Origin of the sequence: Vibrio sp. SCSIO 43097, assembly GCF_023650755.1 — a bacterium.
GTDB classification, from domain to species: domain Bacteria; phylum Pseudomonadota; class Gammaproteobacteria; order Enterobacterales; family Vibrionaceae; genus Vibrio; species Vibrio alginolyticus.
Map to the genome: position 1 here is coordinate 1,280,757 of NZ_CP071841.1, position 23,199 is coordinate 1,303,955.

Consider the following 23,199-nt stretch of genomic DNA (forward strand, 5'->3'; position numbering starts at 1 on the left):
GGATACCCACCATGCACTCGCCTGAACATTGTTTTACTCGTTTTACTGCTGATATTTCTGGCTATGAATTGCCAACGCAGTTTACGTTTCCGTTCTACTACACGCCGCATCCTCTTTGCGTTATGGCCGCAAAGCAATTGCAACAGCACTTATTAGCGCAAACCGACTTCGAACACGATTTTGGTTTGGTTAATGAAGAAACGGGGCGAGGCAAAATGTTTGGCGTATTGCTGGTAGAAAACCCTCAAGGCGAACTCGGATTTTTAAGTGCGTTTTCTGGCAAAATTGCTGACCAAAACTTGATTCCAGGGTTTGTCCCTCCTGTGTATGACATGCTGACCGATGAAGGTTTCTTCCGCGCAGAAACGGATGCCATCAACGCCGCCAATGCGGAGTACAAAACCTGTGCCGCGAATCCGGAATTGGCAGATCTTAAAGCGCAAATACAAGCCGACCGAGCCGCTTATCAACAAGAAGAGCAAACACAGCGCCAAGTGATGATTGACGGCCGCGCCGCACGCAAACGACAGCGTCAACAGGGCGAGCAAACACTCAATGCCGATGACCTCAAAATCTTATTGGATGAGTTGGGTAAGCAAAGTGTCGCCGAGAAAAACGTTCTCAAATACTTAAAGCAAGCGTGGGATGAAAAGCTTGCAATCAAAGAAGCGCGCTTGGCTGAGTTAGAGCAGCAACTTGCTCATCTGAAAGAACAGCGCAAAACGCTCTCCAACGCTTTACAGCACAAACTGCATAAACAGTACCGCTTTCTAAACAGCCATGGCGAAGCACGCGACTTGGTGGACATTTTTGCGGACACCACAAACCCAATACCACCAGCAGGTGCAGGGGAATGTGCTGCGCCAAAACTGCTCCAATACGCGTTTAAATACGGATTCAAACCGCTGGCGCTGGCAGAATTTTGGTGGGGTGTGTCGCCAAAGTCTGAAGTTCGCCAACACAAAAAATTCTACCCATCGTGCAACAGCAAATGTCAGCCGATTTTGGGCCATATGATGCAAGGGCTGGATGTCGAACCTAATCCATTGGCGGAGAATTGGGCAGAAGACAAAGAACTAGAGATAATCTACCAAGACGACGCTATGGTCGTCGTCAACAAGCCCTCGGGCTTACTTTCAGTGCCTGGTAAAACTATCAAGGACTCTGCTTATACGCGCCTACAAGCGATGTACCCTGATGTGGAAGGGCCGTTTGTGATTCATCGTCTCGACATGGCGACCTCTGGCATTTTGGTGTTTGCCTTAACTAAGCGCGCGAACAAAAGTCTGCAAAAACAGTTTATGGCTCGCGGCGTACAAAAACGTTATATGGCACTGCTCGAAGGCGTATTAAACGAGCCTGAAGGGGAAATTTCACTGCCAATGCGTGGTGACCCCGACGACCGCCCACGTCAACTGGTGTGTTTTGAACACGGGAAACATGCAGAAACCTACTGGCAACTGATTGAAGTCAAAGATGGGCGCAGCAAGGTATACATGTATCCGAAAACCGGGCGAACTCACCAACTACGTGTACACAGTGCTCATCACATGGGGTTAAACATGCCGATGGTTGGTGATGGTTTATACGGCGAAAAAGCCAACCGCTTACACCTGCATGCTGAGATGCTAGAGCTGGATCATCCATACAGCAAAGAGCGCATGGTGTTCAAAGCTGAGTGCGAATTCTAACGTCTTCCCGAGTTTAAATAACAAAAAGGCACTGACTATCAGTGCCTTTTTTGGTTTCTAACAACAGAATAAGCGTGATGCGCGATACCGAAAACCGTTAGCTCACCTTAAACTTGGTCCACACCTGAGAGCGCCAACGCCTTGCCATGATGATACCACGTACCCATTCATCGAGTGCGATTGCCATCCAAGCCCCTAAAACGCCATAACCCAAGTGGATGCCAAAGATGTAAGAGAAAAGCACGCCTAGTCCCCACATACTCAAAATCCCCATTTGCACTGGGAACTTGATGTCACCCGCGCCTTTGAGCCCCGCGATAAAAATCAGGTTAAACACACGTCCGGCCTCGAGCAAAATTGAGCCCATGACTAACGAACCTGCCAATGCGAGTATCTCTGGTTGATCGGTAAATACGCGCAGAATCTCTTCTCTAAACAGGTAAATCAGTGTGGTTGCCGCCGTTGATGCCACAAATCCCACTAAGAAGTAGATTTGTACGCGTTTTAAAATGCTGCTCACCCAACCTTTACCGATGTAGTAACCAGTCTGAATTTGCGCTGCCTGACCAATTGCCAGCGCGAAAGCAAACGAGAAACGGGCAATGTTTTGCGCATAAGTGAAAGCCGCTAACGATGCCGTCCCCATTTGCACCACAAAATACACAATGCAGATTTGCGCCACGTTGTAAGACAGCACCTCACCCGCGTTCATGCCGCCGATTTTTAAGATCTTTTTGTAAATCTCTACGGGCACTTGTTTCATGGTCGACATTGGTAGCTCAATGCTGCTGCGCGCGAGAATAAACCATAACATTAACGTACCGATGACTTGGCTGACGACGGTTGCTATTGCCACGCCTTGCACGCCATACACAGGTAAACCAAATGGCTGGTAAAGCGCAATATAGTTACCAATGATGTTGAACACACCCGAGATCAAATTCACCACCATTGGGGAACGTGAATAACCATGACTACGCAGAATAGTTGTAAAAACAACGCCAATCGTAACGTTAAACGTCATCGCACCGCTTATCAGCAGATATTCATGAGCGTACTGCTCGACTTGCGCTTCCAAGCCGTAATACGGGAGTAGATATATCGCACCAAGCACGGCAATCACACTCAATAGCACACCGACGAGCACAGACAACGCAATACTCGCAACACCAACGCTCACTGACTCTTGCTCGCGTCCAGCGCCATTGTATTGGGCAATCAAAATCCCCGTACCGCTACTGACAAAGGTCGAAACGATGATTAAAAAGAAGGTAATCTGCGTGATCACACCAACAGCGGATACGGCTTTGTCTGAGTAGCCACTCAGCATGAACACGTCACTGGTTCCTAAAGCCGTCCGTAGCAAAATTTCGACAAGAATTGGCCAAGCTAATGCCACGATGGACATTCGTTGGTTGATGTTTTGGCTTTTAGGCATGCTTGTAACCTTTCCTACAACTAAAAACTGCCTCACAATATTTGTGAAGCAGTTTAAAAATAGTGACTCGAACGAAGCTCGATATGAGGTTGTGATTTAGCGCGGATTCTAGTCGCATATTGGTCATAACGACAACAATATTTCGCCCTGTTTCGGAAAAATATTTCTAATGCATTTTCGAAACGACATATGCCTTGACGATACGTAGAGCAGAGATTGGTGAACAATACTCTCAATCAACGAGCACCGAACAGAATCAGGATAATCAATAGAAATATCTCCAACTAGATACATTACTTTGAGTTATCAGTCCAACCATATAGAGCCATGAAGAACCGTCATGAAAACCTGCATGCGCCACCATTCCTCTTTGAACACTCGCACCAAATCACACTGATGGCTTTGCACTAAAAATGACTGATATCACATTTGGAAACTTTGTTGTTCTATTTATCGCGAAAATACCGCCTAGAATAAGCGTACACGTTAATTAAGCAAGGATACGTAATGTCGACATTGGCTGGGGCGCGCTTAGAAGAAATGGCGGACATCCGCTCAACAAGAAAAAAGAAAATTGTCTTTTTATGCTCCAGTATCGCCGCTGCCTGTTTAACTTATGGTTCCATTGCTCAATCACTTGAGAATAACTGGGGTTTAAGCTTTTTCCATGCTTTGTGTGCCTTGGCATGCTTAGCAATCAGTTATGTAATAAAAGTCCAGCGGCACCATCAATACGCCGACTTATGGCTAAGTGCTGTCTTAATGTTCGAAGGGTTATTGTTACTTCTGTATAACGATGCTCCGTCAGGCAAAATGTTATGGCTATATCCTATTGTCGCCACTCTGGTATTAATTAATGAGTTTAAGGTCGGTCTGTTGTTCAGTGGCACCTACATTTTACTGATCTTTTTTGGGGTCGCTTTTTTAGATCGACTGCCAGCAGCCACAGAAATCATAGAGCGGAGATTGATGCTGACCCTGATAGCGACCGCGTTTGTGTGTCACACGTTCTCGTATTACTACACGAAAGTCCTCAATTACATTCAAACACTGTATCGTGAGGGGATTGAGGAGTTAGCATATTTTGACCAGCTCACTGGGCTTGCCAATCGCTGGAGCTTTGAGACTTGGGCGCGCGCAAAGCTCGATGAAATCAAGCACTCATCTGATGACAGCATCACCGCATTGGTCTTTCTCGATATCGATAACTTCAAGCACATCAACGACACCTACGGGCACGATATTGGTGACCAAGTACTTCAAGCCTTCGCCACTCGATTAAAAAATAACATTCGCAACAAAGACAGAAAAACAGATAAACACGACTACTCCATCGCTCGATTTGCGGGCGACGAGTTTGTAATCATGCTTTACGATGTAAAAAGTAAAGATGACCTCGACAGCATCCTAAAACGGATCGTAAATCTGTTTCCGACAGGTTACCGAAGCTACGATATGATTAACGAGTTAACGATGAGTGTAGGTGCTGCTATCTATAAGCAAGATGCAAAGGATTTGTCTGAATTGACTCGATGTGCAGATAAAGCAATGTACGCAGCTAAACATACTGGTAAAAACCAGTACGCCTTTTATGAGCACTGCAATACGGAAGAACAGTCAACATCTGATGCACCAGCGGTACCAGAAGCTTGCTAATGACTAAGCGAACACATGCATCACCCAAAGCCCCACAACGAGGAATACGATTAACCACACTACTTGCAACGTTCTGTTCGGCTTGTCTTGCTGACGAGTGGGGTGATCTTTAAACGCACGGCCCTTCATTTTGCCCATTAAGCTCTTTCCTAGAGCACGTCGATAAAATTCACGTCTCTTATGAGCGGCGTTGGCAACTTCGGTAAAGCGCTGTCTTTGCTCATTGGTGAGATCTTTATCCTCGTAACGAGGAGGGAGATCAGAATGCTTGCGTTGTACTGCCATCACTTCCTCCCTGGTCGATGGGTACATTTTTATTAAGTATATACCCAAATAACCAAAAAGATGCGTTATAAGTGAAGCACATAGACGAAAAAACCACCCGAAGGTGGTTTTATGACGAGCAACAAATGAACGCTAGAAGTACTCACATAAATACGCAGTCGCTTCTTTCACTTGAAGCTCAAATGAAGAATTACCTTCCACTTCAAAAAACTCACCACTTTGATAAGTCGTCCAATCGCTCTCGCCAACACGCTTGACCACAAGCGCACCTTTTACAACCGTCATACGCTCTGGTGCTTGAGTACCAAACGTGTACTCACCAGGAAGCATCACACCAACGCTAACATCCTGATCTTTCTGGTTAAAGCCTAGTGATTTTACACTACCAGCAAAATAGCTATTTTCCTTAATATTCATTATTGGTTTCCTTATCAAAAGTCCGCTCTTTTTTACCTTGTTTCTTTCCGTTACTCAAGCTTTGAAAGCCATTAAACTCAACGTAGTAACGCACATCCTTTGCTACTGAGCGAGAACCTCTTTTCGCGAGGATTAATCAGGCGACCTAAACCGAGCAAGAAAACCTGCGAAGTAATGAATGTGAGCAAACAATAAAACCATCAATAAGATGTGTATCTGAATGTAAAAGTGGACATTAGATCATAGTTTCGTCGTCTCAATGGCGGGATTGTTTGTTTTTAAAAAGGAAGGTTTCCACCATGTTAAAAAAGTGGAGAAAATTAGATCTATGACGGACTCGACTCGCCGAAGGCGAAAAGCACGACAAGAACCAAAACTTTCATTTTTGGCTCGCCACCAATCCAAAATCCTCAAGAGTACATTTGTCTGCTTCGGGATGGGTCTGTTGACGTTTTTTGGCTATCAAATCCACCTCTCCTATCAAGACCACATTGATCCGGAAAAGGTGTACGGCGAATGGATTGAGATTGGCGCGCCACCCTACCAAACAGAACGTCTCGTTTTCACTGAAGATGGGGTATACCGAAACCATCGACTTATTACGACGGAATTTGAATTCGATGGCAAGGTCATCACGTTGAATACCGGATTAGGAAAGACCGCGTATCAGATCTCGGGCTCTCATCTTTCACCTCAAATACGCCGTATTGAGCCTCTTATTCCAGATCAGCGATTCATTCGTAAAGGATTTGAGCATACCGTTCAGGGCTCAGAAACCGGCGCAGCCTCTAAACGTCGTGCCGCGTTGAGTGAACACTTCAGCCGTGACTAGTACGTCTTCACGGCTATTTTTCCTTTCAATTCTCTTTCTATATCAATGAAACAAAACCTTAATAAACAACAAAATAAGGCCTTCATCGCATTTAGCCAACTCGTTACTGAGTAAACAATAATTTTAGTTTCTGCTGAGATTTTATAAATTATTGACTCAGTCTGACACTTTCTGTGTAACAGAGTGCGAGTTTTAGTTAAGTTCTCTCAAGTGCCTCGAAAACCGTCTTAATTTTTTTTGACGAAAAAAAACTCTCTGAAATGCTGAGTGTGATGCTTTTGCACGTGGAGTAAATCCAATCATCTTATCTGGTGCAAGAGCAGCCTATGTTCTAGGTAGAACATGAATCCAAGGATTGAGAGAGAAGTTATGATTCGATTTAACCTATGTGCAGCTGGAGTTGCTTTAGCGCTATCAGGTGCTGCAGTTGCGGCTCCAACCGCACCAAGTATCGATATGTACGGTTCCAACAACCTTCAATTTTCTAAAATTGAACTCGCGATGGAAACCACGTCAGGCTACTACGACATGGTGAAATACCATGATCAAGCGAAGATCACTGTTAAATTTAACCAGTGGAGTGGCACACCTGGTGACACTTACAACGTCTATTTTGATGGTGTAAAAGTAGCAAGCGGCCCTATCACTGGTAGCCAAACGACAGCTTCGTTTGAATACGGCCAAGGTGGCTTATACCAAATGGAAATCGAAGCATGTGATGCGACAGGTTGTGCGAAAAGCGCACCAGCTGAAATCACAATTGCAGATACCGATGGTTCTCACCTGAAGCCACTAACGATGAATGTTGATCCAAACAACAAAACCTACAATACCGATCCAAGCGTCGTGATGGGTACGTATTTTGTTGAATGGGGCATCTATGGCCGTGACTACACCGTCGATAATATGCCGGTCGACAACTTGACTCACATCCTTTACGGTTTTATCCCAATTTGTGGCCCAAATGAGTCTGTGAAGTCTGTTGGCGGCAACAGTTTCAACGCGCTACAAACTGCTTGTACAGGTGTGCCTGATTATGAAGTCGTTATCCATGACCCTTGGGCTGCTTATCAGAAGAGCTTCCCACAAGCTGGTCATGAATACAGCACGCCTATCAAGGGTAACTACGCAATGCTAATGGCATTGAAACAACGTAACCCTGATCTAAAAATCATCCCATCGATCGGTGGTTGGACACTGTCTGACCCATTCTTCGATTTCGTGGACAAGAAAAACCGTGACACATTCGTCGCATCAGTTAAGAAGTTCCTGAAAACTTGGAAATTCTACGACGGTGTTGACATCGACTGGGAATTCCCTGGCGGCGGCGGTGCAGCAGCCGATAAGGGCGACCCTGTAAACGATGGCCCAGCATACATCGCACTGATGCGTGAACTGCGCGTAATGCTTGATGAATTAGAAGCTGAGACAGGCCGTACTTACGAGCTAACGTCCGCTATCGGTGTCGGTTACGACAAGATTGAAGACGTAGACTACGCAGATGCAGTTCAGTACATGGATTACATCTTCGCAATGACTTACGACTTCTACGGCGGTTGGAACAACGTTCCTGGTCACCAGACTGCGCTTTACTGTGGTTCATTCATGCGTCCTGGTCAGTGTGACGGTAGTGGCGTTGATGAGAACGGCGAACCGTACAAAGGTCCTGCTTACACAGCAGATAACGGCATCCAACTTCTTCTTGCTCAAGGCGTTCCTGCGAACAAGCTAGTACTTGGTACAGCAATGTACGGTCGTGGCTGGGAAGGCGTAACTCCAGATACGCTAACCGATCCAAACGACCCAATGACAGGTACTGCTACAGGTAAACTGAAGGGCAGCACAGCACAAGGTGTTTGGGAAGATGGCGTAATTGACTACAAAGGCATTAAGTCATTCATGTTAGGTGCAAACAACACTGGCATTAACGGCTTCGAGTACGGCTACGATGCACAAGCAGAAGCACCATGGGTATGGAACCGTACTACGGGCGAGTTGATCACATTTGATGACCACCGTTCAGTGCTAGCAAAAGGTAGCTACGCGAAATCTCTGGGTCTTGCTGGTCTATTCTCTTGGGAAATTGACGCGGATAACGGTGACATTCTAAACGCGATGCACGAAGGTATGGCTGGTGGTGTGGTTCCTCAACCAAACCGTAAGCCAACCGCAGCCGCTGGCGCAGATCAATCGGTAACAGGTCCTGCAAATGTGGTTCTAGATGGCAGCCTGTCAAACGACTCTGACGGCACCATCGCAAGCTACGCTTGGGAACAAGTATCTGGCACAGCAGTGGTACTAACAGGTGCAAACTCAGCGAAAGCAAGCTTTGATGCAGCAGAAGTTACTGTTGAAGAGCAATTAACTTTCAAGCTGACGGTGTCTGATAACGAAGGTGCAACGGCATCTGACCTCGTTGTAGTAACAGTGAAACCAGCAGGTGTTGTTGACCCAGTGAACAACGCACCAGTAGCGCAAGTTGTTGCTCCAGCAACAGCAAACGCTGGTGACGTTGTGGTTGTAGATGCATCTGCGTCTAGCGATGCAGACAACGACACCCTGACATTCAACTGGACTCTACCTCAAGGTCTGAATGCAACGGTTGAAGGCTCTAAAGTCACGTTCACTGCTGCGGAATACCCGCAAGACACAAGCTTAAGCTTCACTGTAAGTGTGAGCGACGGTAAAGCGTCTTCATCGGCAAGCGCGACAGTGGTTGTTGCACAGCACACAACCGATCCGAACCCTGGTACTTGTGACAACGCATGGGATGCGAGCGCAGTGTACACAGGTGGTAACCAAGTGACTCACGCAGGTAAAACGTGGGAAGCGAAATGGTGGACTCAGGGTGACGATCCTAGCCAATCTGGCGAATGGGGCGTTTGGAAAGAAGTTGGCGTAGCTAACTGTAACTAATTTCAGCCTTGCAGACGTTCTGCTAAATAAACAAAGGACAGCTTCGGCTGTCCTTTTTGGATTTAACCTCTTAACGAGAAGAGCAACACCAGAGACGAAAAAGTCTGAGGTGTTACTTTCAAATCGAATTAGCGCAAAACGGAGCGAATCAATCAGTAAAAGTAAGGGTTACCAAGCACTATCGAGCAAACGGTCAAAACTACTGAAGACTTGCTCACACTTCATCACTCGACCATGCCCCTGACCTTGTGTTGTCACTAACTCAACGTTTTTAATCTCTTCAGCCGCTTTTGCCGAGACACTGTATTTGGTGAACTTATCTTGCTCATCATGAATAATAATGGCGTGAGACGGACGCTCAGACAAACGCTTCATCGGATCAATGGACTGTAACGGATAACTAAATTGGTCTTCAACTTCTGAAACCACAGCATTAAAAAGCTTCATCGAGTAACCGGAACGCGCAATGCTACCGAATAAGTTCTCTACGTAATTTAATACCGGAGCAATAAGCAGCAAAGGCTTGTTTTCTAATTTACTGTGCCTACACTCAAGAGCAGAAGCGGTGCCCATGCTGTGCCCAACTAGGCCAACAATATCCTCGACCGTATCCAACACATCTTCTAATCCTCTGACAAACCCCGGAATGTGCCCATACTGCCCCTCACTCTCACCATGTGCCGGATGATCGTACGCCAAAGCAGTAAACCCTTTCGACGCAATATGTTCCATCAGTGGATAAAACTGACTTGCCGTTCCAGACCAACCATGAGTTAGCACCCAAATAGGTCCAGAGCCCAAAGTATAGGTTTTGATGATGCCTGCATGCCCTTTAATTTCACCTTTGATAAGCCCTTGAGGCTCAATATTTTTAGGTTGCGTACGAGCCGGTGTCAGAAGAAGCTTGCGCGCGGTCTTCTTTGCATGTGACGGGGCCAGTGTATGGTGTAACCGAGTACTAATGTTCACCAAACTGCGCTTAATACTGAAACGTTGCGATGTATTAAAGTAAATTTTTTCACTCATAATCATGTCCTTAACTATCAGCTTTGCACAAAATAGAACGGTCGTGCTTTTTATACTGATAAGAAAGAGCGAACTCAGCCGCTCTTTGTGATTTTATGTCTACGAATCTGGGAAGCGAATAACCGATATTAGCCTTTCCAGCGAGAAAATAAGTTGTCGATCCCTTGCCAAAACAGACGCAAGCTTTCTTGCTCACCTTTAATTGAGTAAAAAACATGCGCACTCAAATAGAGACCGTACAAATCAAACGTTGCTTGGCGTGTATCTAAGTCTGCTGCAAATTCTTGCTTCTCTTTGCCTTTCGCTATTTGGATCTCCAAATAACTCAGCCAAGTGTCTATGGATTTACGCAGTCCGGCCTGAAGCGGGCAATCTTTATCTGCCGTATCATTCCAAGCGTCAAGAAACATACAACTTCCTTGGAATGCGTGATTCCAAGTCATCCAAGAGTCGAGCAACCCTCGAATTTTACGCTCGATATTGCCATCCCCGAGTTCTCGAGCAGGCTCAATAACCCGATCAGCGAACACTTTATTGGCGTGATCAAGCACCGATAGCTGTAAATTCAACTTCGAATTAAAGTGGGCAAACAGACCACTTTTCGACATACCGCATTGCTTGGCTAACTCTCCAATCGTAAGACTTTCTAATCCGTCTTCGCTGGCGATCTCAAAAGCCCGCTGCAGAATAAACTCTTTTGTCACTTTTCCTTTTTGCATAGTCTTATTTTTAGCACGATCGTTCTTTTTTGCAATCTCGAGTTAACTGGTCTAACCATTATTCAGTGCTATTTTCGACTCACGAATCAGGTATTGATTGCGTTAATAGGTTAATAATTAAGAAGTTTGAAGTAAGTCTTAATTTTCAAAACAGCTTCAATGTAAGCGCAAGTCTGTTGACTTTTTCACGTATTACTTCAGTAACAACCTGCTATTTTCACCTAAGTTTTTTATTTAGGTAAACAATGTAATGGCAAAGAAACAAAAAATAGCCAGCTTAGAGTTTGCACGTATCATTGCAATGCTTGCGATTGTGGGTTTGCATTGCCAGATGGCACTGACGTACTGGCAGTGGGATGGGATATCATGGGTTGGCTATATGCTCAACCAACTGGCTCGTTTTGCTGTTCCGCTATTCTTTCTCATCTCGGGTTATCTAATCCAGCCGAAGTTGAGTCATTCACCTATCGATACTCTTAAGAACTACGCCAAACCGTTAATGAAGGTTTGGCTCATTTGGAGCATGATCAGTTTACTGATGCCATTCCAATGGCAGACGGTCGCTGAGGCTGGGTATCTCGCCGAAAGGCAAGGTTATTGGGGGTACTTAATGTCAACCCCGATCAATTCACTCATCGAAGGCGGACTCGTTCATCTGTGGTTTATTCCGGCTCTGGTCATTGCCGTAGCGTTAATTGCCTTTCTCGTGCATATCAATATGGTGCAACTGATACTGCCAACTGCAGTATTGCTATACATATACGGGGTCTTTGCTGGCAGTTACGCGACCATTACCGACCTGCCAGCGCCTTTCTTTACTCGTAACGGGCCTTTTTTCAGCACGTTGCTAGTTGTTCTGGGTTATTTCGCACGAGAAGCGCAGTGGCGGTGGTCGCGAAACAATACGGTTCGATGCATTATTCTTGGCATAGCACTGCATTTTGGTGAAGCTTACTGGCTGATGCAACATGACATCGCTTTCAACTCGCACGACTTCCTATTCGGTACCGTTATCTGGGCTGTAGGTGTCTTTATGTGGCTTTTGGCTCACCCTCATTTTGGCGACATGCCTTGGGTCTTCAAACTATCTCCTAGCGTGTTAGGAATATATGTTAGCCATCTGCTTATCATAATTGTCATGATGAATGTCGCTGGATTTATCGGGCTGCAACACCTCGCGAAAGATGTGTTTATTTATCCTGCAACGATTGTTGCAACCATACTGCTTGTGAAAGCAATTGACGCTTCACCGTTGAAAAAATGGCTCCTACGCTAAATGCATTCAGCTCTAGATATAGCTAGCTTTAACTCAAAAGGGTTAGAGCTAGCCAGTTAAAAATGAGATTTCTCTCTCACTGACCAATTTTTGACTTTCTAATCCTTCAGAATTTGCTTTCACTCACAAAAAACATTGTTCATTTCCTTTAAATTGGCTCGACTATTACAACATTGCTCATTAAACGGAGGCTGTATGTGGGCAGGTCAAGGACTCGTTCCTTTTTTAGAGATTAGTCACTGGTTAACTTACGGTTTATATGCCGCTGCGGTTTTATTCGGCGCAGCAAGCATTGCGTCACTCAGAAAATAGTGGCGCACACTATCATTTCCTAACTCCTACTGTTAATTCGAGCTCTCTCACAACTAACTCATTCATTTGTGGCTAATATTTCTCCAACCAGACAAAGGAGAAATGTCTATGCCAATCTATCCAATTGTGGCTTTCTGCTGTTTGTTGTTCTCTAGCGCCACCTTTGCTGCATCAACCAATGAACTGAATCTTGTTAATTCTGGTGTCGGTTACGCGGCTCTGATTATCTTTTCGATCGCTTACATACTGGTTATGTTGGAAGAGTATCTGAAAATGAGAAAATCCAAGCCAGTGCTGCTCGCTGCAGGGTTAATTTGGATTCTGATTGGCTACACCTTTGCTCAGCACAACCAGCCTGAAATCGCCAAATCCGCACTAGAACACAACTTGTTGGAATATGCCGAGTTGCTGCTGTTTTTGCTCGTGGCGATGACTTACATCAACGCAATGGAAGAACGCAAACTCTTCGATGCCTTACAGGCGTGGATGGTTGGTAAAGGTTTTGGATTCAAAAAGTTGTTCTGGCTGACGGGGTTTCTCGCTTTTGTCATTTCACCGATTGCCGATAACTTAACTACAGCCCTTTTGATGTGCGCTGTAGTGATGAAAGTCTCTGGTGATAATCCTAAGTTCGTCAATCTTGCTTGTATCAACATTGTTATCGCAGCCAACGCTGGCGGTGCATTCAGCCCATTTGGAGATATTACAACCCTGATGGTGTGGCAGGCCGGTCATGTCAGCTTTGCTGAGTTCATTCCGTTGTTTGTACCGTCATTGGTGAACTACTTGGTTCCCGCATTTTTGATGTCACTTTTTGTTCCAAACACAAAACCGAATACGATTCACCAACACGTTGAGCTAAAACGCGGGGCAAGGCGTATTGTCGCGTTGTTCATTTTGACGATTGCCACCGCAGTCTCTTTCCATGCTATGCTGCACTTCCCACCCGTTATGGGCATGATGATGGGCTTGGCGTACTTACAGTTTTTCGGATATTTTTTGCGTCAAACTCTTAAACACTCACTCGCAAAAAAAGCAGCTATGGCAATTGCCAATGGCGATGATCAGGCATTGAAGCGCTTAGGCTCAGTGGTTCCGTTTGATGTGTTTCATCGTGTGTCTCGAGCCGAATGGGACACCTTGTTGTTCTTCTACGGTGTTGTGATGTGTGTTGGCGGTTTAAGTTTACTTGGCTACCTCGAACTGGTTTCAAACGTCATGTACACGCAATGGAACCCAGTCTGGGCAAACGTAATGGTTGGTGTCCTATCTGCAATCGTCGATAACATTCCGGTTATGTTTGCTGTACTGACCATGGAACCAAGCATGTCGATGGGCAACTGGCTACTCGTCACATTAACCGCAGGTGTCGGGGGCAGTTTGCTTTCCATTGGCTCCGCGGCAGGCGTCGCTTTAATGGGAGCCGCGCGTGGACAATACACCTTCTTTGGCCACCTAAAGTGGGCTCCCGTCATCGCCTTGGGTTATGCCGCCAGTATTGCGGTACACTTGTGGATGAATAGCGGTTTATTTACTTAAAAACACCTAGAATTAGTCACTTAACTTGCAATGTAACCTAACGGTCGGATGGATGGTTAACGCCATCCATCACTTCAATCGCTCCCAACTCATATGGGTTGACGCCCTCTAAGCAGCCGACATTATAGCCATACTCACTCGGGTCAGAACGACGCTGATGGTGCGTATAAATACCGCACTCGCCACAGAAAAAGTGCTTCGCAGTGTGTGTATTAAATTGATACTGCTTCAAGACGTCTTCGCCTTGCACAATACGAATACCGTTCAAAGGTACAGACGCGACAATCGCGCCACGACGTCGACACATAGAACAGTCACACCGTCTCGGTTTCTCAATACCATTGGGTAACGCCAGTTCCAACTCAACTTTTCCACAGTGACAACTCAGTCGATGTAATGTGTTGATTTGGGTGTTGCCAACTTTCTTAATCATAACTTTTCCTTGTTGTTTTTCTATCTGTGTACATTATGTTAAACAGGTTAATATCATCATAATCTCGTCCAAAAACTCGACATCCATCACTTTTCGCGACATTTTATTGGCCGATTTGTTAGTTGCTATTTTGGCGACTGTCTATCGCGTCCGTGAGACGTGTTATCTCCGGCGCGGTTTTTAAACCAAGGAAATTAATTTATGGACAAAGATCATAGCCTAAGAGAGAACCTCTTGGCTCTGACGCTCGGCAGTGCGTTAGTGTCACTTGGGGTGATATTTTTTAGCAAAGTAGGATTGCTCACTGGCGGTACGGCTGGCTTGGCGATCTTCCTAACCAAAGTGAGTGACTTCAGTTTTGGTCAGATATTTTTCGCTCTTAACCTCCCTTTTTATATTTTATCTGTGATGCGCATGGGTTGGCGCTTCACTATCAATACCTTTATTGCGGTTTCGATTGTCTCTTTTGCGGTCGATCATCTGCATCATGTGATTGAGATTTCACGAATCGAACCTTTCTATGCGGCACTTTTGGGTGGTGGACTGATTGGAATCGGTATGTTGGTAATTTTCCGTCACAAAATGAGTTTGGGTGGCTTTAACATTCTAGCGTTGTACCTTCAGGAACGTTTTGGAGTTCGAGCGGGTAAAGTTCAAATGGCGTTAGATTGTGCCATCGTGGTGATGTCACTGTTCATTGTAGATGTGCACCTTATCGCTCTATCTGTTCTAGGTGCCATCGCAACGAACTTGATTTTGGCGATGAACCATAAACCAGGACGATACCAAGCAAAAGCGCAAGCAGCATAATCATCGCTGCATAGTCAACAACCCTAAAGCCCCCAGCCAGTCGCTCGGGGCTTTTTTCATTCAACGCTAAGATCACGTCAACGAGCTCGTTTTGCAGTGCTGCTGCATCTCTTCATCCAATTTAGCTTTATATTTCTGACTAAGATGGAAGTGTACTTGCATCAACAAGTCATGTGCGTGGAACAGCTCAAACGCGTCGCTACCATTTTGCTGACAAATAACCTCACAGCGCTCAGCATGCACTTTGGCTTCTTGCGGTTTATCTGCTTTAAGCAAGCTCATCGCTAAGCGATACTCTGCGCGCTCTTCTTGCATCCAACCCCCTGCCACTTTCCAATAGTCTAGCGCGAGTGTCGCTGCTTCTAGCATCTTCGATTTTTCCATGCACGTGCGCTCAGCCAGCGCTTCGTACTGACATGCTAAGTTGTTCGCAGTGATCGCGATAGCGCGCGCTAATGGCCCTTCTGCATCGTTCGGCGTCATTCCTAACGCTGCCTTCACCAACCATTGACTCGCCAGTTCAAGCTGAACAAGTGCAGAAAGTTCATTCGAAATCAAAGCGTAAACTCGGCGTTGTTCTTGCTCTTCCAATAATTCCATATTGTCAGTGCCATCTACGAAATAGCGCGCAACGGCAATACTGCGTTGAAATGCCAAACTCTCGGCAACCTTGCGTTCATCAAAGTGCTCTAAACAAGTAAGAAACTGTTCTGGGCACTGGAGATGCCCAATAGCGGTATGCAGCATCAATACGAATATTCGCTCGATTTGGGTAACGTCTTCCACCTCGCTCAGAGCCGTTTCTAGCTTAGCATAAACTTGTTCGGGATTTTCCTCGTGATGCTGCCAACACTCACTCATGAAGGCATCAAAATCCGTTTTGAAAGGCATGTCCTTATTGTCCTTCTTCTATTCGTATAACGATTATGAAACTCTACACTATCGTTACCCCTGTGTAGCACGCTTAATCCCAATACGAGAATCGCCTCACTTAAAGCGGTGTACCTTGCTCCAGCGCGAGCAAACGTTGCTTGCGCTCCACTCCACCTGCATACCCAGTCAGTTTTCCGCTTTTGCCAATAACGCGATGACAAGGTACCACGATAGAAATCGGATTCTTCCCGTTTGCTAACCCAACAGCACGCACAGCTTTAGGGTTACCTATCGCATTCGCGAGATCTTGATAGCTCCACGTTTCCCCATATGGAATGGTCGTTAGTGCCTGCCAAACTTGATTTTGAAAATCAGTGCCTGTCGCTGCAAGGGGCAAGTCGAATTCGTTGCGCAGACCAGCAAAGTATTCATCCAGTTGGGTGACAGCTTGGCGCAAGACCGGATGCTGCTCGTCTCGCACCCCCAGCTCACTCGGCTTAGTGGTGCATGTTTCAAACCAAATGCCAAGTAAGCCCTCAGCGTTCGATTGGATAGTCACCGTTCCTAGTGGACTCGGCATTTCGGTATAAAATGTTTTCATGATTGATTCCATAAGTGAAACGTCGCGTAGCTTCCCCAAGGGGCCGCAGTGTGCGTATTCAGTGATGGGTAACGCTGCATCGCCTTTTTCACCACTAAGTCTTTATCTAGAAAGCAATCGGGTTGAGATTGCCCTCGCAGTTGAGCATAACTGACGGTCCAAGGTCCAATGCCTTTCAAAGCTAGCCACTGCTGGGGGTCAGCTTCTGAGTTGTCCTGCATAAACTGGGCGAAGCGCACTAGCGTCTCTTTACGGCTTTGCGGCATGCGCAAAAAGCTCACGTCGGCGTTCGCAATATCACTGGGAGTCGGGAAAAAACGTTTTTCTGACTCTCCACTAAGTGTGGCCACCAATAAGTTAAGTTGACCAATCGCAGCTTTAACCGACACTTGCTGGCCTAAAATCGCTCTAACCCCTGCTTCCCATGCATTCCATACACCAGGAATACGAATACCTTTACTCGACACGAGCCCAGGCGCAACATACTCCAAATGCTGCTCAACAGTACAAATATCAGCGTCAAGATCGAACATACGACGAATGTCAGACACCAAGTTTTGCAGCTTCGTTACGTCTTCAATTTCAAACGCCAGTTCTAAGTATCCTTCACCTTTTGTCGCTTTAAACCAGGCTTTGCTGTTATCCAAAAAAACGTTGCGCTGATAACTCTCATCACTCACCAGCTCAACCCCCTCAACCGCTCGCAAACGATAGAAGTCCAACATGTGCGACCAATTCAACTCACCTCGATAAGGTAAGGCAATTCGATTGCAACCCGCACCATCAAACTCTTTACGGCGTACTTGAGAAGGCGTTAGTTTGAGAAACTTTTGAAAAGCATCGTTAAAGCGGCGCGTACTGTTAAAGCCTGATGCAAACCCCACGTCGGTGACCGACATAGAGCTGGAGTGAAGCAACTGTTTGGCGAACATTAGTTGCTGATATTGCGCATACTGCTTGGGTGACATACCTAGATACTGCTCAAACAACATACGTAAGTAACGGTCAGAAATCCCAACACGCTCAGCCAACTCTAACACCGAATGGTGATGCAACTCCCCTCTATCAATTAACGAAATCGCTCGTTGAAAGGTCGTCTCGACACCTTTCCATGCCCAAGATCCAGGCGCGCTATCAGGTCGACAGCGTAAACACGGACGGTACCCTGCTTGAAGGGCTTGCGTCTTATCAGCGAAATACTCAACATTTTCTTCTTTAGGCAAATTTGCCGGGCAAATCGGACGACAAAAGATTCCCGTTGTTTTTACCGCCACATAAAATCGCCCATCAAAACGACTGTCTCGCGCGACTCGCGCCTTGTGACACTGCTCGAAGGTCAGTGAGGTATGAGGGTGAATAAACATAGTGCTTTCCTTGCTCATGCCTTTTGTCATTTATTGTTCATAGGCATCGTTCAATATAGTGTTATTGTAGCTTGCTTAAGCGCCCACAATTAGCCATTTTCGGAACTCAATATTGAGATTTATTGGCATTAGCGCTTTTGTACACTAAAGTTAGATCCAGAACATCACAACAACGTCGGCTAAAGGGAATTGGCATGGACTTACATACTTGCGTAATTGTATTAAGAAACCAAAAGGTTATTACCAGTAAATCCGTAGATCATTCTATTGGAATTATCGAACGAGACTCAGATAACGAGATCTCAGAAATTCAGATTAATGCGACGGATGGACGTAATATTCGAACTTATCACTACAATAATGTAGAGGAGTCATTAGAGAGCTTAATGAACCTCTGACGGTTTTCTTTAACACACCTTTCTCCCTTGTTAAAAGCGAAAGCAATAGAGCACAGTACATGTGCTCTTTTTTTGTTTAACAGCAAAAATGTTTATCGAAAATAATGACAGACCTTGATTTTAAAAAGAACATAATAGGCAAATATAAACCCAAAAAAACTTTACAAGACATTGATTTAAAATAATAAAAACCACTTATTCAATTTTTTAGAATGAGTTTATCAAAATCCTCCCGTTATTTTTATGTTCGCCTCTACCTAAACTGTTCTCAACAGCACGGGAGCACACGCATCCCACTCATTGAAAAGAGTCAGAGGACAGAATCATGAAAGCACTATTACAGAAAATTACCACATCAAACGCAGGTTACAGCGCACTATCACTTCGCGTTCCAATCGGCATTATCTTTATGGCGCACGGCGCACAAAAACTATTTGGCTGGTTTGGTGGCTACGGGCTAGAAGGCACAGGTCAGTGGATGGCATCTATCGGTTTAGGTCCTGGCTTGCTCATGGCGTTACTTGCGGGCAGCGCAGAGTTCTTTGGCGGCTTGTTCATTTTACTTGGTCTGCTAACTCGACCAGCAGCGATTGCTTTGGCGTTCACGATGGTGGTAGCGATATTCTCTGTCCACTTTGAAAATGGCCTGTTCATGGCAAACAACGGTTACGAGTTTGGCTTGGCATTACTGGCAGCGAGCGTTTCTCTGGCGTTCTCTGGCGCAGGTAAAGCAGCGTTAGATAACTTCTTAAACAAAAAGCTCTCTTAAGGAGGCCTTATGATTACGGTAAGACATGCAGCAGACCGAGGTCGAGCAAACTTTGGCTGGCTTGATAGCAAACATACGTTTTCTTTTGGTAGCTACTACGATCCTCAACATATGGGCTTTTCTGAGCTGAGAGTCATTAATGACGATGTAGTCAAGCCTGGCGCGGGTTTTGATACACATGGCCACCGTGATATGGAGATCATCAGCTATGTGTTGGAAGGTGTTATCGCACACAAAGACAGTGAAGGTAACGTCAAAACACTACCTGCAGGTGAATTCCAACTCATGTCGGCAGGGAAAGGGATTTACCACAGTGAGTACAATGCGTCGAACCAAGATACGCTGCGGTTTCTACAGATTTGGATTCAACCAAACACATTTGGAACCAAACCAGGTTATCAGCAAAAAGATTTTGGTCGCAATCCTGGGTTAACGACTATCGCAACTCCAACTGGAGAAAACGGCACGCTACTTATTAAGCAAGATGCGACTTTGCATCAGTTAATTCTTGAGCCAAGTAGCGAACTAAACTTTGAGATTGAGTCGGGCCGAAATCTATTCATCCATCAAGTGACTGGGAGCCTTAGTGTCGACAATACCACTTTGACGGCTGGCGACGGCGCGAAGATTGAACACCAGAGTAAGGTTGTTTTGCGCAATACATCAAACGAAAGCACAACAGCCCTGTTGTTTGACTTACCATAACTATCGATTCATCGAGATAAAAACAAAGCCGCCTTGATTTCTCAAGGCGGCTTTTTCGTTTTTCTGACTTTTCATTCAACGCTATTCGTCGGAAGTGCCAGAACCAATTTGCTGAAAACTGTAAGCGGTCAGTGGATCGATCTCTTTGACAATTTCTTCCACTTGCTTAATCGCGTCTACAGACGAGCTAGCTTTACGATAGCTCAAATAGATAGGGCGACACCAATCTTCTACTCCAGACACCTTGTGAAGCTGCCCATTAGCGATAAATGGCTCCACGAGAGAGATTGGTAAGTACGCGGCTCCACCCTTCTCTAAAATAAAGTCCAATGCGATACGCGCTGTTGAAGTGCGTAAATATGGAGCCGGAATCTTAGGGTGACGCTCAGAATGCTCCGAGGAGAAACGCGTCCCCCAGTCAACGTACACATATTTGTTTTCGAAAACGGTGTCTAAAGAATCTTTCTCAGTTGATACCAGAACGAGAACAACATCTGCCACTTTTTTACAGTTAAGCTCATCAGCTTTGATCTGATCGAACGCAAATGCCATATCTAACGTGCGCTCTAGCAAGCTACGACTGAGCATCTCACGTCCCATCACTTCTGCCATGAAGCCATAACCACCAAACGAATCTGTGACGACACTTAAACAATTCTGTAAATAAGCGTCCCAAATGTTTGGCGTGCCACCTAACGTTAGTTGCAGCGCTTTGCCATCTTCAAGCGATAATTCTAGCTTCGCTTGTTGCAATGTAGTGACCATTACCTCGGCATAGCTGATTAAGCGCTCACCTGCAGAGGTCAACTTTATGTTATTTCGATCACGAATAAACAATTGCGTATCGAAGTAACTTTCCAATTGTTTGATACGTGCGCTCACAGCGGCTTGGGTAATATAAAGGTTCTCAGCAGCACGTCCGAAGTGACGAACTCTTGCCAGCTCTAAAAATGTTCGAAAGACTTTTACATCCATAAACCATCTCCTGGTTAATATAAAACCAGATTAACAACTAATTAAAATCATGACGACAAAAAAGTTTTGTTTTTCTTTTGTTAGATTTAAGCCTAATTTTCGCCGTAAGTTCACTACATTCATCAATAACGGTTACAGAGGCTGTTGACATGTCTGACACTGAATTCCGTCATGGCAAAAAACGTTTTTACGATAACGTAAAATTCCCACGCGGCTTTGCAAAGTCTGGCGATTTTACTCTTTCAGAAGAGGAAATCCTAACAATTTATGGGGATACAATGCTTGGCTTAGAGTCAGGCGAATTAACACCTGAAAACAGCGAAGAGAAACACTTCATCAAGGTGTTAGAAAACCCGGGCAAAGCAAAAACAAAACTTGAGCGTACGTGGCTAAAGTACACCCAACTTGCTCGTGGTCGCAAGCGCTTCCATACGCTAAATGGTCGTAACAAGCCTGACGCCACAGAAGAATACATTGAAGAGAGTTTGGTTGAAGACGATTAATAACCAATAACCTACCTAGTTCTCGCCTTTTTCTAGCAGTAGGCGAAAGCTCGTTTGACTTTACTGAGCGAGCAAGACAAGCTCATTTCTTCTCCTAAAGCCCAAGGGGGCATTCTCCCAAGGGCTTTTTTAATATTTGGGTGATGACCGTTTACTTGGCGAGCGTCGCAATCTTTTTCAGAAAGCTCTCTTTCAAATGCTCTTGGTCATATTCCAAGTGATAGGTGTTGTGGAAGCCAATTTTTAGCTCAACACCATTCCCTCTCAAGAAAACGTTGTACCCATCGTAGTCAGAAAACGCTTCTACACCTTCATACATTTTACCAAATTCGGTTGGCGTACCGTTGTTCATCACACATTCGTAAGCCTGTAGTACTTTGCTCGGATCTAACTCATTTTTCATACCGAATTCCTCACTGGTTTACACATTTCAATTATGGTTAAAGAATGAGCGCCATGCCATATCTAACCCATAATATTTGAAGTTCGTGTGCGATTTCGCACTCTGTAGGTTGTTAAAAAACAAGGTTAAGTGCGAAGGCAGAACTTAATTTAGATCATAAATTTTATCTATTGATTCGTCAGTTTCATAATGCAATTTCTTTGTAAAAAATCGTCTTATAAAAGCATTTAGATATAAAAATCGTCGACAAAACCAACATTGGTTAAAGAAAAAGCAAAATTTTGACCTAAAACAATAGCAGTTCGCCATTACTTATTTTATAATGCGAATTAATGTTTCAGTACATCGTCAATTCCAATAACTAGGGGCACAAAATGAGACTTATCCCGTTAACTCGAGCAGCACAAGTAGGTAAGTGGGCAGCTGCGCATATCGCTAAGCGTATCAACGACTTTAAACCTACTGCTGAGCGTCCATTCGTTCTGGGTCTACCAACTGGTGGCACTCCTCTAGCAACCTACAAAGCCCTAATCGAGCTTTACCAAGCCGGCGAAGTCAGCTTCAAAAACGTCGTGACTTTTAACATGGATGAGTACATTGGCATCCCTGCGGATCACCCAGAATCTTACCGCTCATTCATGTACAACAACTTCTTTAATCACATTGATATTCAAGAAGAAAATATCAACCTACTGAACGGTAACACAGACGATCACGACGCAGAATGTAAGCGTTACGAAGACAAAATTAAGTCTTACGGCAAGATCAACCTGTTCATGGGCGGCGTGGGTAACGACGGTCACATCGCGTTCAACGAGCCAGCGTCATCTCTTTCTTCTCGTACTCGCATCAAGACCCTCACTGAAGACACTCGCATTGCGAACTCTCGCTTCTTTGACGGCGATATCAACCAAGTGCCTAAATACGCGCTGACTATCGGTGTTGGTACGCTTCTAGACTCAGAAGAAGTGATGATCTTGGTCACTGGCCATAACAAAGCTCAGGCACTTGAAGCAGCCGTGGAAGGTTGTGTAAACCACCTATGGACAGTTTCTGCTCTTCAACTTCACCCTAAAGCGGTGATCGTATGCGACGAACCAGCTCAACAAGAACTGAAAGTGAAGACAGTGAAGTACTTCTCTGAGCTAGAAGCAGAAAACATCAAAGGCTTTTAACCCATAGGATGGCAGCCTAGAAACACACTAAAAATACAAAACCCGTGTTGAACACGGGTTTTTTCTTATCTGAACAGCGGGCT

23 protein-coding genes are annotated in these 23,199 nt (G+C 45.2%); 12 read left to right on the forward strand and 11 right to left on the reverse strand.

The features are described from left to right. The first annotated feature begins 11 nt into the window (after nucleotides 1-11). Nucleotides 12-1,691, forward strand: a complete 1,680-nt coding sequence (locus tag J4N40_RS22180) for an RluA family pseudouridine synthase (RefSeq protein WP_250654519.1) — start codon at nucleotides 12-14, stop codon at nucleotides 1,689-1,691. Nucleotides 1,692-1,788: 97 nt separating this feature from the next. Here J4N40_RS22180 and J4N40_RS22185 read toward each other — a convergent pair whose 3' ends face one another. Further along, nucleotides 1,789-3,129 carry an MATE family efflux transporter gene (locus J4N40_RS22185; protein WP_136976766.1) on the reverse strand — a complete coding sequence of 447 codons (1,341 nt, stop codon included), beginning with the start codon at nucleotides 3,127-3,129 and terminating at the stop codon, nucleotides 1,789-1,791. Between the two features lie 507 nt (nucleotides 3,130-3,636). Here J4N40_RS22185 and J4N40_RS22190 point away from each other — a divergent pair. Next, a complete protein-coding gene (locus J4N40_RS22190; protein WP_053308037.1) occupies nucleotides 3,637-4,785 on the forward strand; it encodes a GGDEF domain-containing protein in 1,149 nt (382 codons plus the stop codon). 3 nt (nucleotides 4,786-4,788) lie between these two features. On the opposite strand, the gene J4N40_RS22195 is transcribed toward J4N40_RS22190, so the two are convergent. Together J4N40_RS22195 and ppnP are read right to left on the reverse strand one after the other, a co-directional pair. Next, nucleotides 4,789-5,070, reverse strand: coding sequence for a hypothetical protein (locus J4N40_RS22195; RefSeq protein WP_005374405.1), 282 nt, complete (start codon nucleotides 5,068-5,070; stop codon nucleotides 4,789-4,791). 132 nt (nucleotides 5,071-5,202) lie between these two features. Then, a complete protein-coding gene (gene ppnP, locus J4N40_RS22200; RefSeq protein ID WP_005383244.1) occupies nucleotides 5,203-5,487 on the reverse strand; it encodes a pyrimidine/purine nucleoside phosphorylase in 285 nt (94 codons plus the stop codon). 328 nt (nucleotides 5,488-5,815) lie between these two features. On the opposite strand from ppnP, the gene J4N40_RS22205 reads away from it, so the two are divergent. Then, nucleotides 5,816-6,319 carry a DUF2850 domain-containing protein gene (locus tag J4N40_RS22205; protein ID WP_005374408.1) on the forward strand — a complete coding sequence of 168 codons (504 nt, stop codon included), beginning with the start codon at nucleotides 5,816-5,818 and terminating at the stop codon, nucleotides 6,317-6,319. Nucleotides 6,320-6,688: 369 nt separating this feature from the next. Further along, on the forward strand, nucleotides 6,689-9,235 hold the full coding sequence (locus J4N40_RS22210) for a glycosyl hydrolase family 18 protein (RefSeq protein ID WP_064354449.1): 2,547 nt from the start codon (nucleotides 6,689-6,691) through the stop codon (nucleotides 9,233-9,235). A 168-nt stretch (nucleotides 9,236-9,403) separates the two neighbouring features. On the opposite strand, the gene J4N40_RS22215 is transcribed toward J4N40_RS22210, so the two are convergent. Then, complete coding sequence (locus J4N40_RS22215) at nucleotides 9,404-10,261, reverse strand: alpha/beta hydrolase (RefSeq protein WP_064354448.1); 858 nt, start codon at nucleotides 10,259-10,261, stop codon at nucleotides 9,404-9,406. Between the two features lie 128 nt (nucleotides 10,262-10,389). Next, nucleotides 10,390-10,980 (reverse strand): TetR/AcrR family transcriptional regulator, encoded by a 591-nt coding sequence (locus J4N40_RS22220; RefSeq protein WP_005374416.1) that lies wholly within the window; start codon nucleotides 10,978-10,980, stop codon nucleotides 10,390-10,392. 250 nt (nucleotides 10,981-11,230) lie between these two features. Here J4N40_RS22220 and J4N40_RS22225 point away from each other — a divergent pair, with 250 nt between their 5' ends. Continuing rightward, on the forward strand, nucleotides 11,231-12,256 hold the full coding sequence (locus tag J4N40_RS22225) for an acyltransferase (protein WP_213967956.1): 1,026 nt from the start codon (nucleotides 11,231-11,233) through the stop codon (nucleotides 12,254-12,256). A 420-nt stretch (nucleotides 12,257-12,676) separates the two neighbouring features. Continuing rightward, nucleotides 12,677-14,107 carry a sodium:proton antiporter NhaD gene (nhaD, locus tag J4N40_RS22230; protein ID WP_005383238.1) on the forward strand — a complete coding sequence of 477 codons (1,431 nt, stop codon included), beginning with the start codon at nucleotides 12,677-12,679 and terminating at the stop codon, nucleotides 14,105-14,107. Between the two features lie 37 nt (nucleotides 14,108-14,144). Here the strand turns inward: nhaD and J4N40_RS22235 are convergent, their stop codons facing one another. Then, nucleotides 14,145-14,540 (reverse strand): GFA family protein, encoded by a 396-nt coding sequence (locus J4N40_RS22235; protein WP_017821038.1) that lies wholly within the window; start codon nucleotides 14,538-14,540, stop codon nucleotides 14,145-14,147. Nucleotides 14,541-14,741: 201 nt separating this feature from the next. Here J4N40_RS22235 and J4N40_RS22240 point away from each other — a divergent pair, with 201 nt between their 5' ends. Then, on the forward strand, nucleotides 14,742-15,350 hold the full coding sequence (locus J4N40_RS22240; protein WP_005374427.1) for a DUF6198 family protein: 609 nt from the start codon (nucleotides 14,742-14,744) through the stop codon (nucleotides 15,348-15,350). Between the two features lie 72 nt (nucleotides 15,351-15,422). Here the strand turns inward: J4N40_RS22240 and J4N40_RS22245 are convergent, their stop codons facing one another. From J4N40_RS22245 to J4N40_RS22255, 3 genes are all read right to left on the reverse strand, one after another. Beyond that, nucleotides 15,423-16,241 carry a hypothetical protein gene (locus tag J4N40_RS22245; protein ID WP_213869889.1) on the reverse strand — a complete coding sequence of 273 codons (819 nt, stop codon included), beginning with the start codon at nucleotides 16,239-16,241 and terminating at the stop codon, nucleotides 15,423-15,425. A 100-nt stretch (nucleotides 16,242-16,341) separates the two neighbouring features. Beyond that, nucleotides 16,342-16,824, reverse strand: coding sequence for a methylated-DNA--[protein]-cysteine S-methyltransferase (locus J4N40_RS22250; RefSeq protein WP_005374431.1), 483 nt, complete (start codon nucleotides 16,822-16,824; stop codon nucleotides 16,342-16,344). Then, nucleotides 16,821-18,188 (reverse strand): AlkA N-terminal domain-containing protein, encoded by a 1,368-nt coding sequence (locus J4N40_RS22255; RefSeq protein WP_042522327.1) that lies wholly within the window; start codon nucleotides 18,186-18,188, stop codon nucleotides 16,821-16,823. The genes J4N40_RS22250 and J4N40_RS22255 overlap by 4 nt, the downstream gene beginning before the upstream one ends. A gap of 194 nt (nucleotides 18,189-18,382) precedes the next feature. Between J4N40_RS22255 and J4N40_RS22260 the strand changes: the two genes are divergently transcribed. From J4N40_RS22260 to J4N40_RS22270, 3 genes are all read left to right on the forward strand, one after another. Next, nucleotides 18,383-18,586 (forward strand): hypothetical protein, encoded by a 204-nt coding sequence (locus tag J4N40_RS22260; RefSeq protein WP_017633816.1) that lies wholly within the window; start codon nucleotides 18,383-18,385, stop codon nucleotides 18,584-18,586. 325 nt (nucleotides 18,587-18,911) lie between these two features. Beyond that, entirely contained in the window at nucleotides 18,912-19,355 is a 444-nt protein-coding gene (locus J4N40_RS22265; RefSeq protein ID WP_042522325.1) for a DoxX family protein, read from the forward strand. A 9-nt stretch (nucleotides 19,356-19,364) separates the two neighbouring features. Continuing rightward, nucleotides 19,365-20,060, forward strand: a complete 696-nt coding sequence (locus J4N40_RS22270; RefSeq protein WP_005383228.1) for a pirin family protein — start codon at nucleotides 19,365-19,367, stop codon at nucleotides 20,058-20,060. 81 nt (nucleotides 20,061-20,141) lie between these two features. Here J4N40_RS22270 and J4N40_RS22275 read toward each other — a convergent pair whose 3' ends face one another. Continuing rightward, entirely contained in the window at nucleotides 20,142-21,035 is an 894-nt protein-coding gene (locus J4N40_RS22275) for a LysR family transcriptional regulator (protein ID WP_005374436.1), read from the reverse strand. Between the two features lie 149 nt (nucleotides 21,036-21,184). On the opposite strand from J4N40_RS22275, the gene J4N40_RS22280 reads away from it, so the two are divergent. Beyond that, the gene (locus J4N40_RS22280; RefSeq protein WP_005374439.1) at nucleotides 21,185-21,538 is read left to right on the forward strand and encodes a MaoP family protein; all 354 of its coding nucleotides are present in this window, start codon (nucleotides 21,185-21,187) and stop codon (nucleotides 21,536-21,538) included. Nucleotides 21,539-21,689: 151 nt separating this feature from the next. Here the strand turns inward: J4N40_RS22280 and J4N40_RS22285 are convergent, their stop codons facing one another. Beyond that, nucleotides 21,690-21,941, reverse strand: a complete 252-nt coding sequence (locus tag J4N40_RS22285; RefSeq protein ID WP_005374440.1) for a DUF3081 domain-containing protein — start codon at nucleotides 21,939-21,941, stop codon at nucleotides 21,690-21,692. A 374-nt stretch (nucleotides 21,942-22,315) separates the two neighbouring features. On the opposite strand from J4N40_RS22285, the gene nagB reads away from it, so the two are divergent. Next, on the forward strand, nucleotides 22,316-23,116 hold the full coding sequence (nagB, locus tag J4N40_RS22290; protein WP_005374441.1) for a glucosamine-6-phosphate deaminase: 801 nt from the start codon (nucleotides 22,316-22,318) through the stop codon (nucleotides 23,114-23,116). Nucleotides 23,117-23,199: the final 83 nt, after the last annotated feature.

Excerpts from the sequence above, each read along its gene's own strand:
- J4N40_RS22180 (WP_250654519.1), top strand. The coding sequence starts at position 12 with ATGCACTCGCCTGAACATTGTTTTACTCGTTTTACTGCTGATATTTCT.
- J4N40_RS22185 (WP_136976766.1), bottom strand. The coding sequence starts at position 3,129 with ATGCCTAAAAGCCAAAACATCAACCAACGAATGTCCATCGTGGCATTA.
- J4N40_RS22190 (WP_053308037.1), top strand. The coding sequence starts at position 3,637 with ATGTCGACATTGGCTGGGGCGCGCTTAGAAGAAATGGCGGACATCCGC.
- J4N40_RS22195 (WP_005374405.1), bottom strand. The coding sequence starts at position 5,070 with ATGGCAGTACAACGCAAGCATTCTGATCTCCCTCCTCGTTACGAGGAT.
- ppnP (WP_005383244.1), bottom strand. The coding sequence starts at position 5,487 with ATGAATATTAAGGAAAATAGCTATTTTGCTGGTAGTGTAAAATCACTA.
- J4N40_RS22205 (WP_005374408.1), top strand. The coding sequence starts at position 5,816 with ATGACGGACTCGACTCGCCGAAGGCGAAAAGCACGACAAGAACCAAAA.
- J4N40_RS22210 (WP_064354449.1), top strand. The coding sequence starts at position 6,689 with ATGATTCGATTTAACCTATGTGCAGCTGGAGTTGCTTTAGCGCTATCA.
- J4N40_RS22215 (WP_064354448.1), bottom strand. The coding sequence starts at position 10,261 with ATGAGTGAAAAAATTTACTTTAATACATCGCAACGTTTCAGTATTAAG.
- J4N40_RS22220 (WP_005374416.1), bottom strand. The coding sequence starts at position 10,980 with ATGCAAAAAGGAAAAGTGACAAAAGAGTTTATTCTGCAGCGGGCTTTT.
- J4N40_RS22225 (WP_213967956.1), top strand. The coding sequence starts at position 11,231 with ATGGCAAAGAAACAAAAAATAGCCAGCTTAGAGTTTGCACGTATCATT.
- nhaD (WP_005383238.1), top strand. The coding sequence starts at position 12,677 with ATGCCAATCTATCCAATTGTGGCTTTCTGCTGTTTGTTGTTCTCTAGC.
- J4N40_RS22235 (WP_017821038.1), bottom strand. The coding sequence starts at position 14,540 with ATGATTAAGAAAGTTGGCAACACCCAAATCAACACATTACATCGACTG.
- J4N40_RS22240 (WP_005374427.1), top strand. The coding sequence starts at position 14,742 with ATGGACAAAGATCATAGCCTAAGAGAGAACCTCTTGGCTCTGACGCTC.
- J4N40_RS22245 (WP_213869889.1), bottom strand. The coding sequence starts at position 16,241 with ATGCCTTTCAAAACGGATTTTGATGCCTTCATGAGTGAGTGTTGGCAG.
- J4N40_RS22250 (WP_005374431.1), bottom strand. The coding sequence starts at position 16,824 with ATGAAAACATTTTATACCGAAATGCCGAGTCCACTAGGAACGGTGACT.
- J4N40_RS22255 (WP_042522327.1), bottom strand. The coding sequence starts at position 18,188 with ATGTTTATTCACCCTCATACCTCACTGACCTTCGAGCAGTGTCACAAG.
- J4N40_RS22260 (WP_017633816.1), top strand. The coding sequence starts at position 18,383 with ATGGACTTACATACTTGCGTAATTGTATTAAGAAACCAAAAGGTTATT.
- J4N40_RS22265 (WP_042522325.1), top strand. The coding sequence starts at position 18,912 with ATGAAAGCACTATTACAGAAAATTACCACATCAAACGCAGGTTACAGC.
- J4N40_RS22270 (WP_005383228.1), top strand. The coding sequence starts at position 19,365 with ATGATTACGGTAAGACATGCAGCAGACCGAGGTCGAGCAAACTTTGGC.
- J4N40_RS22275 (WP_005374436.1), bottom strand. The coding sequence starts at position 21,035 with ATGGATGTAAAAGTCTTTCGAACATTTTTAGAGCTGGCAAGAGTTCGT.
- J4N40_RS22280 (WP_005374439.1), top strand. The coding sequence starts at position 21,185 with ATGTCTGACACTGAATTCCGTCATGGCAAAAAACGTTTTTACGATAAC.
- J4N40_RS22285 (WP_005374440.1), bottom strand. The coding sequence starts at position 21,941 with ATGAAAAATGAGTTAGATCCGAGCAAAGTACTACAGGCTTACGAATGT.
- nagB (WP_005374441.1), top strand. The coding sequence starts at position 22,316 with ATGAGACTTATCCCGTTAACTCGAGCAGCACAAGTAGGTAAGTGGGCA.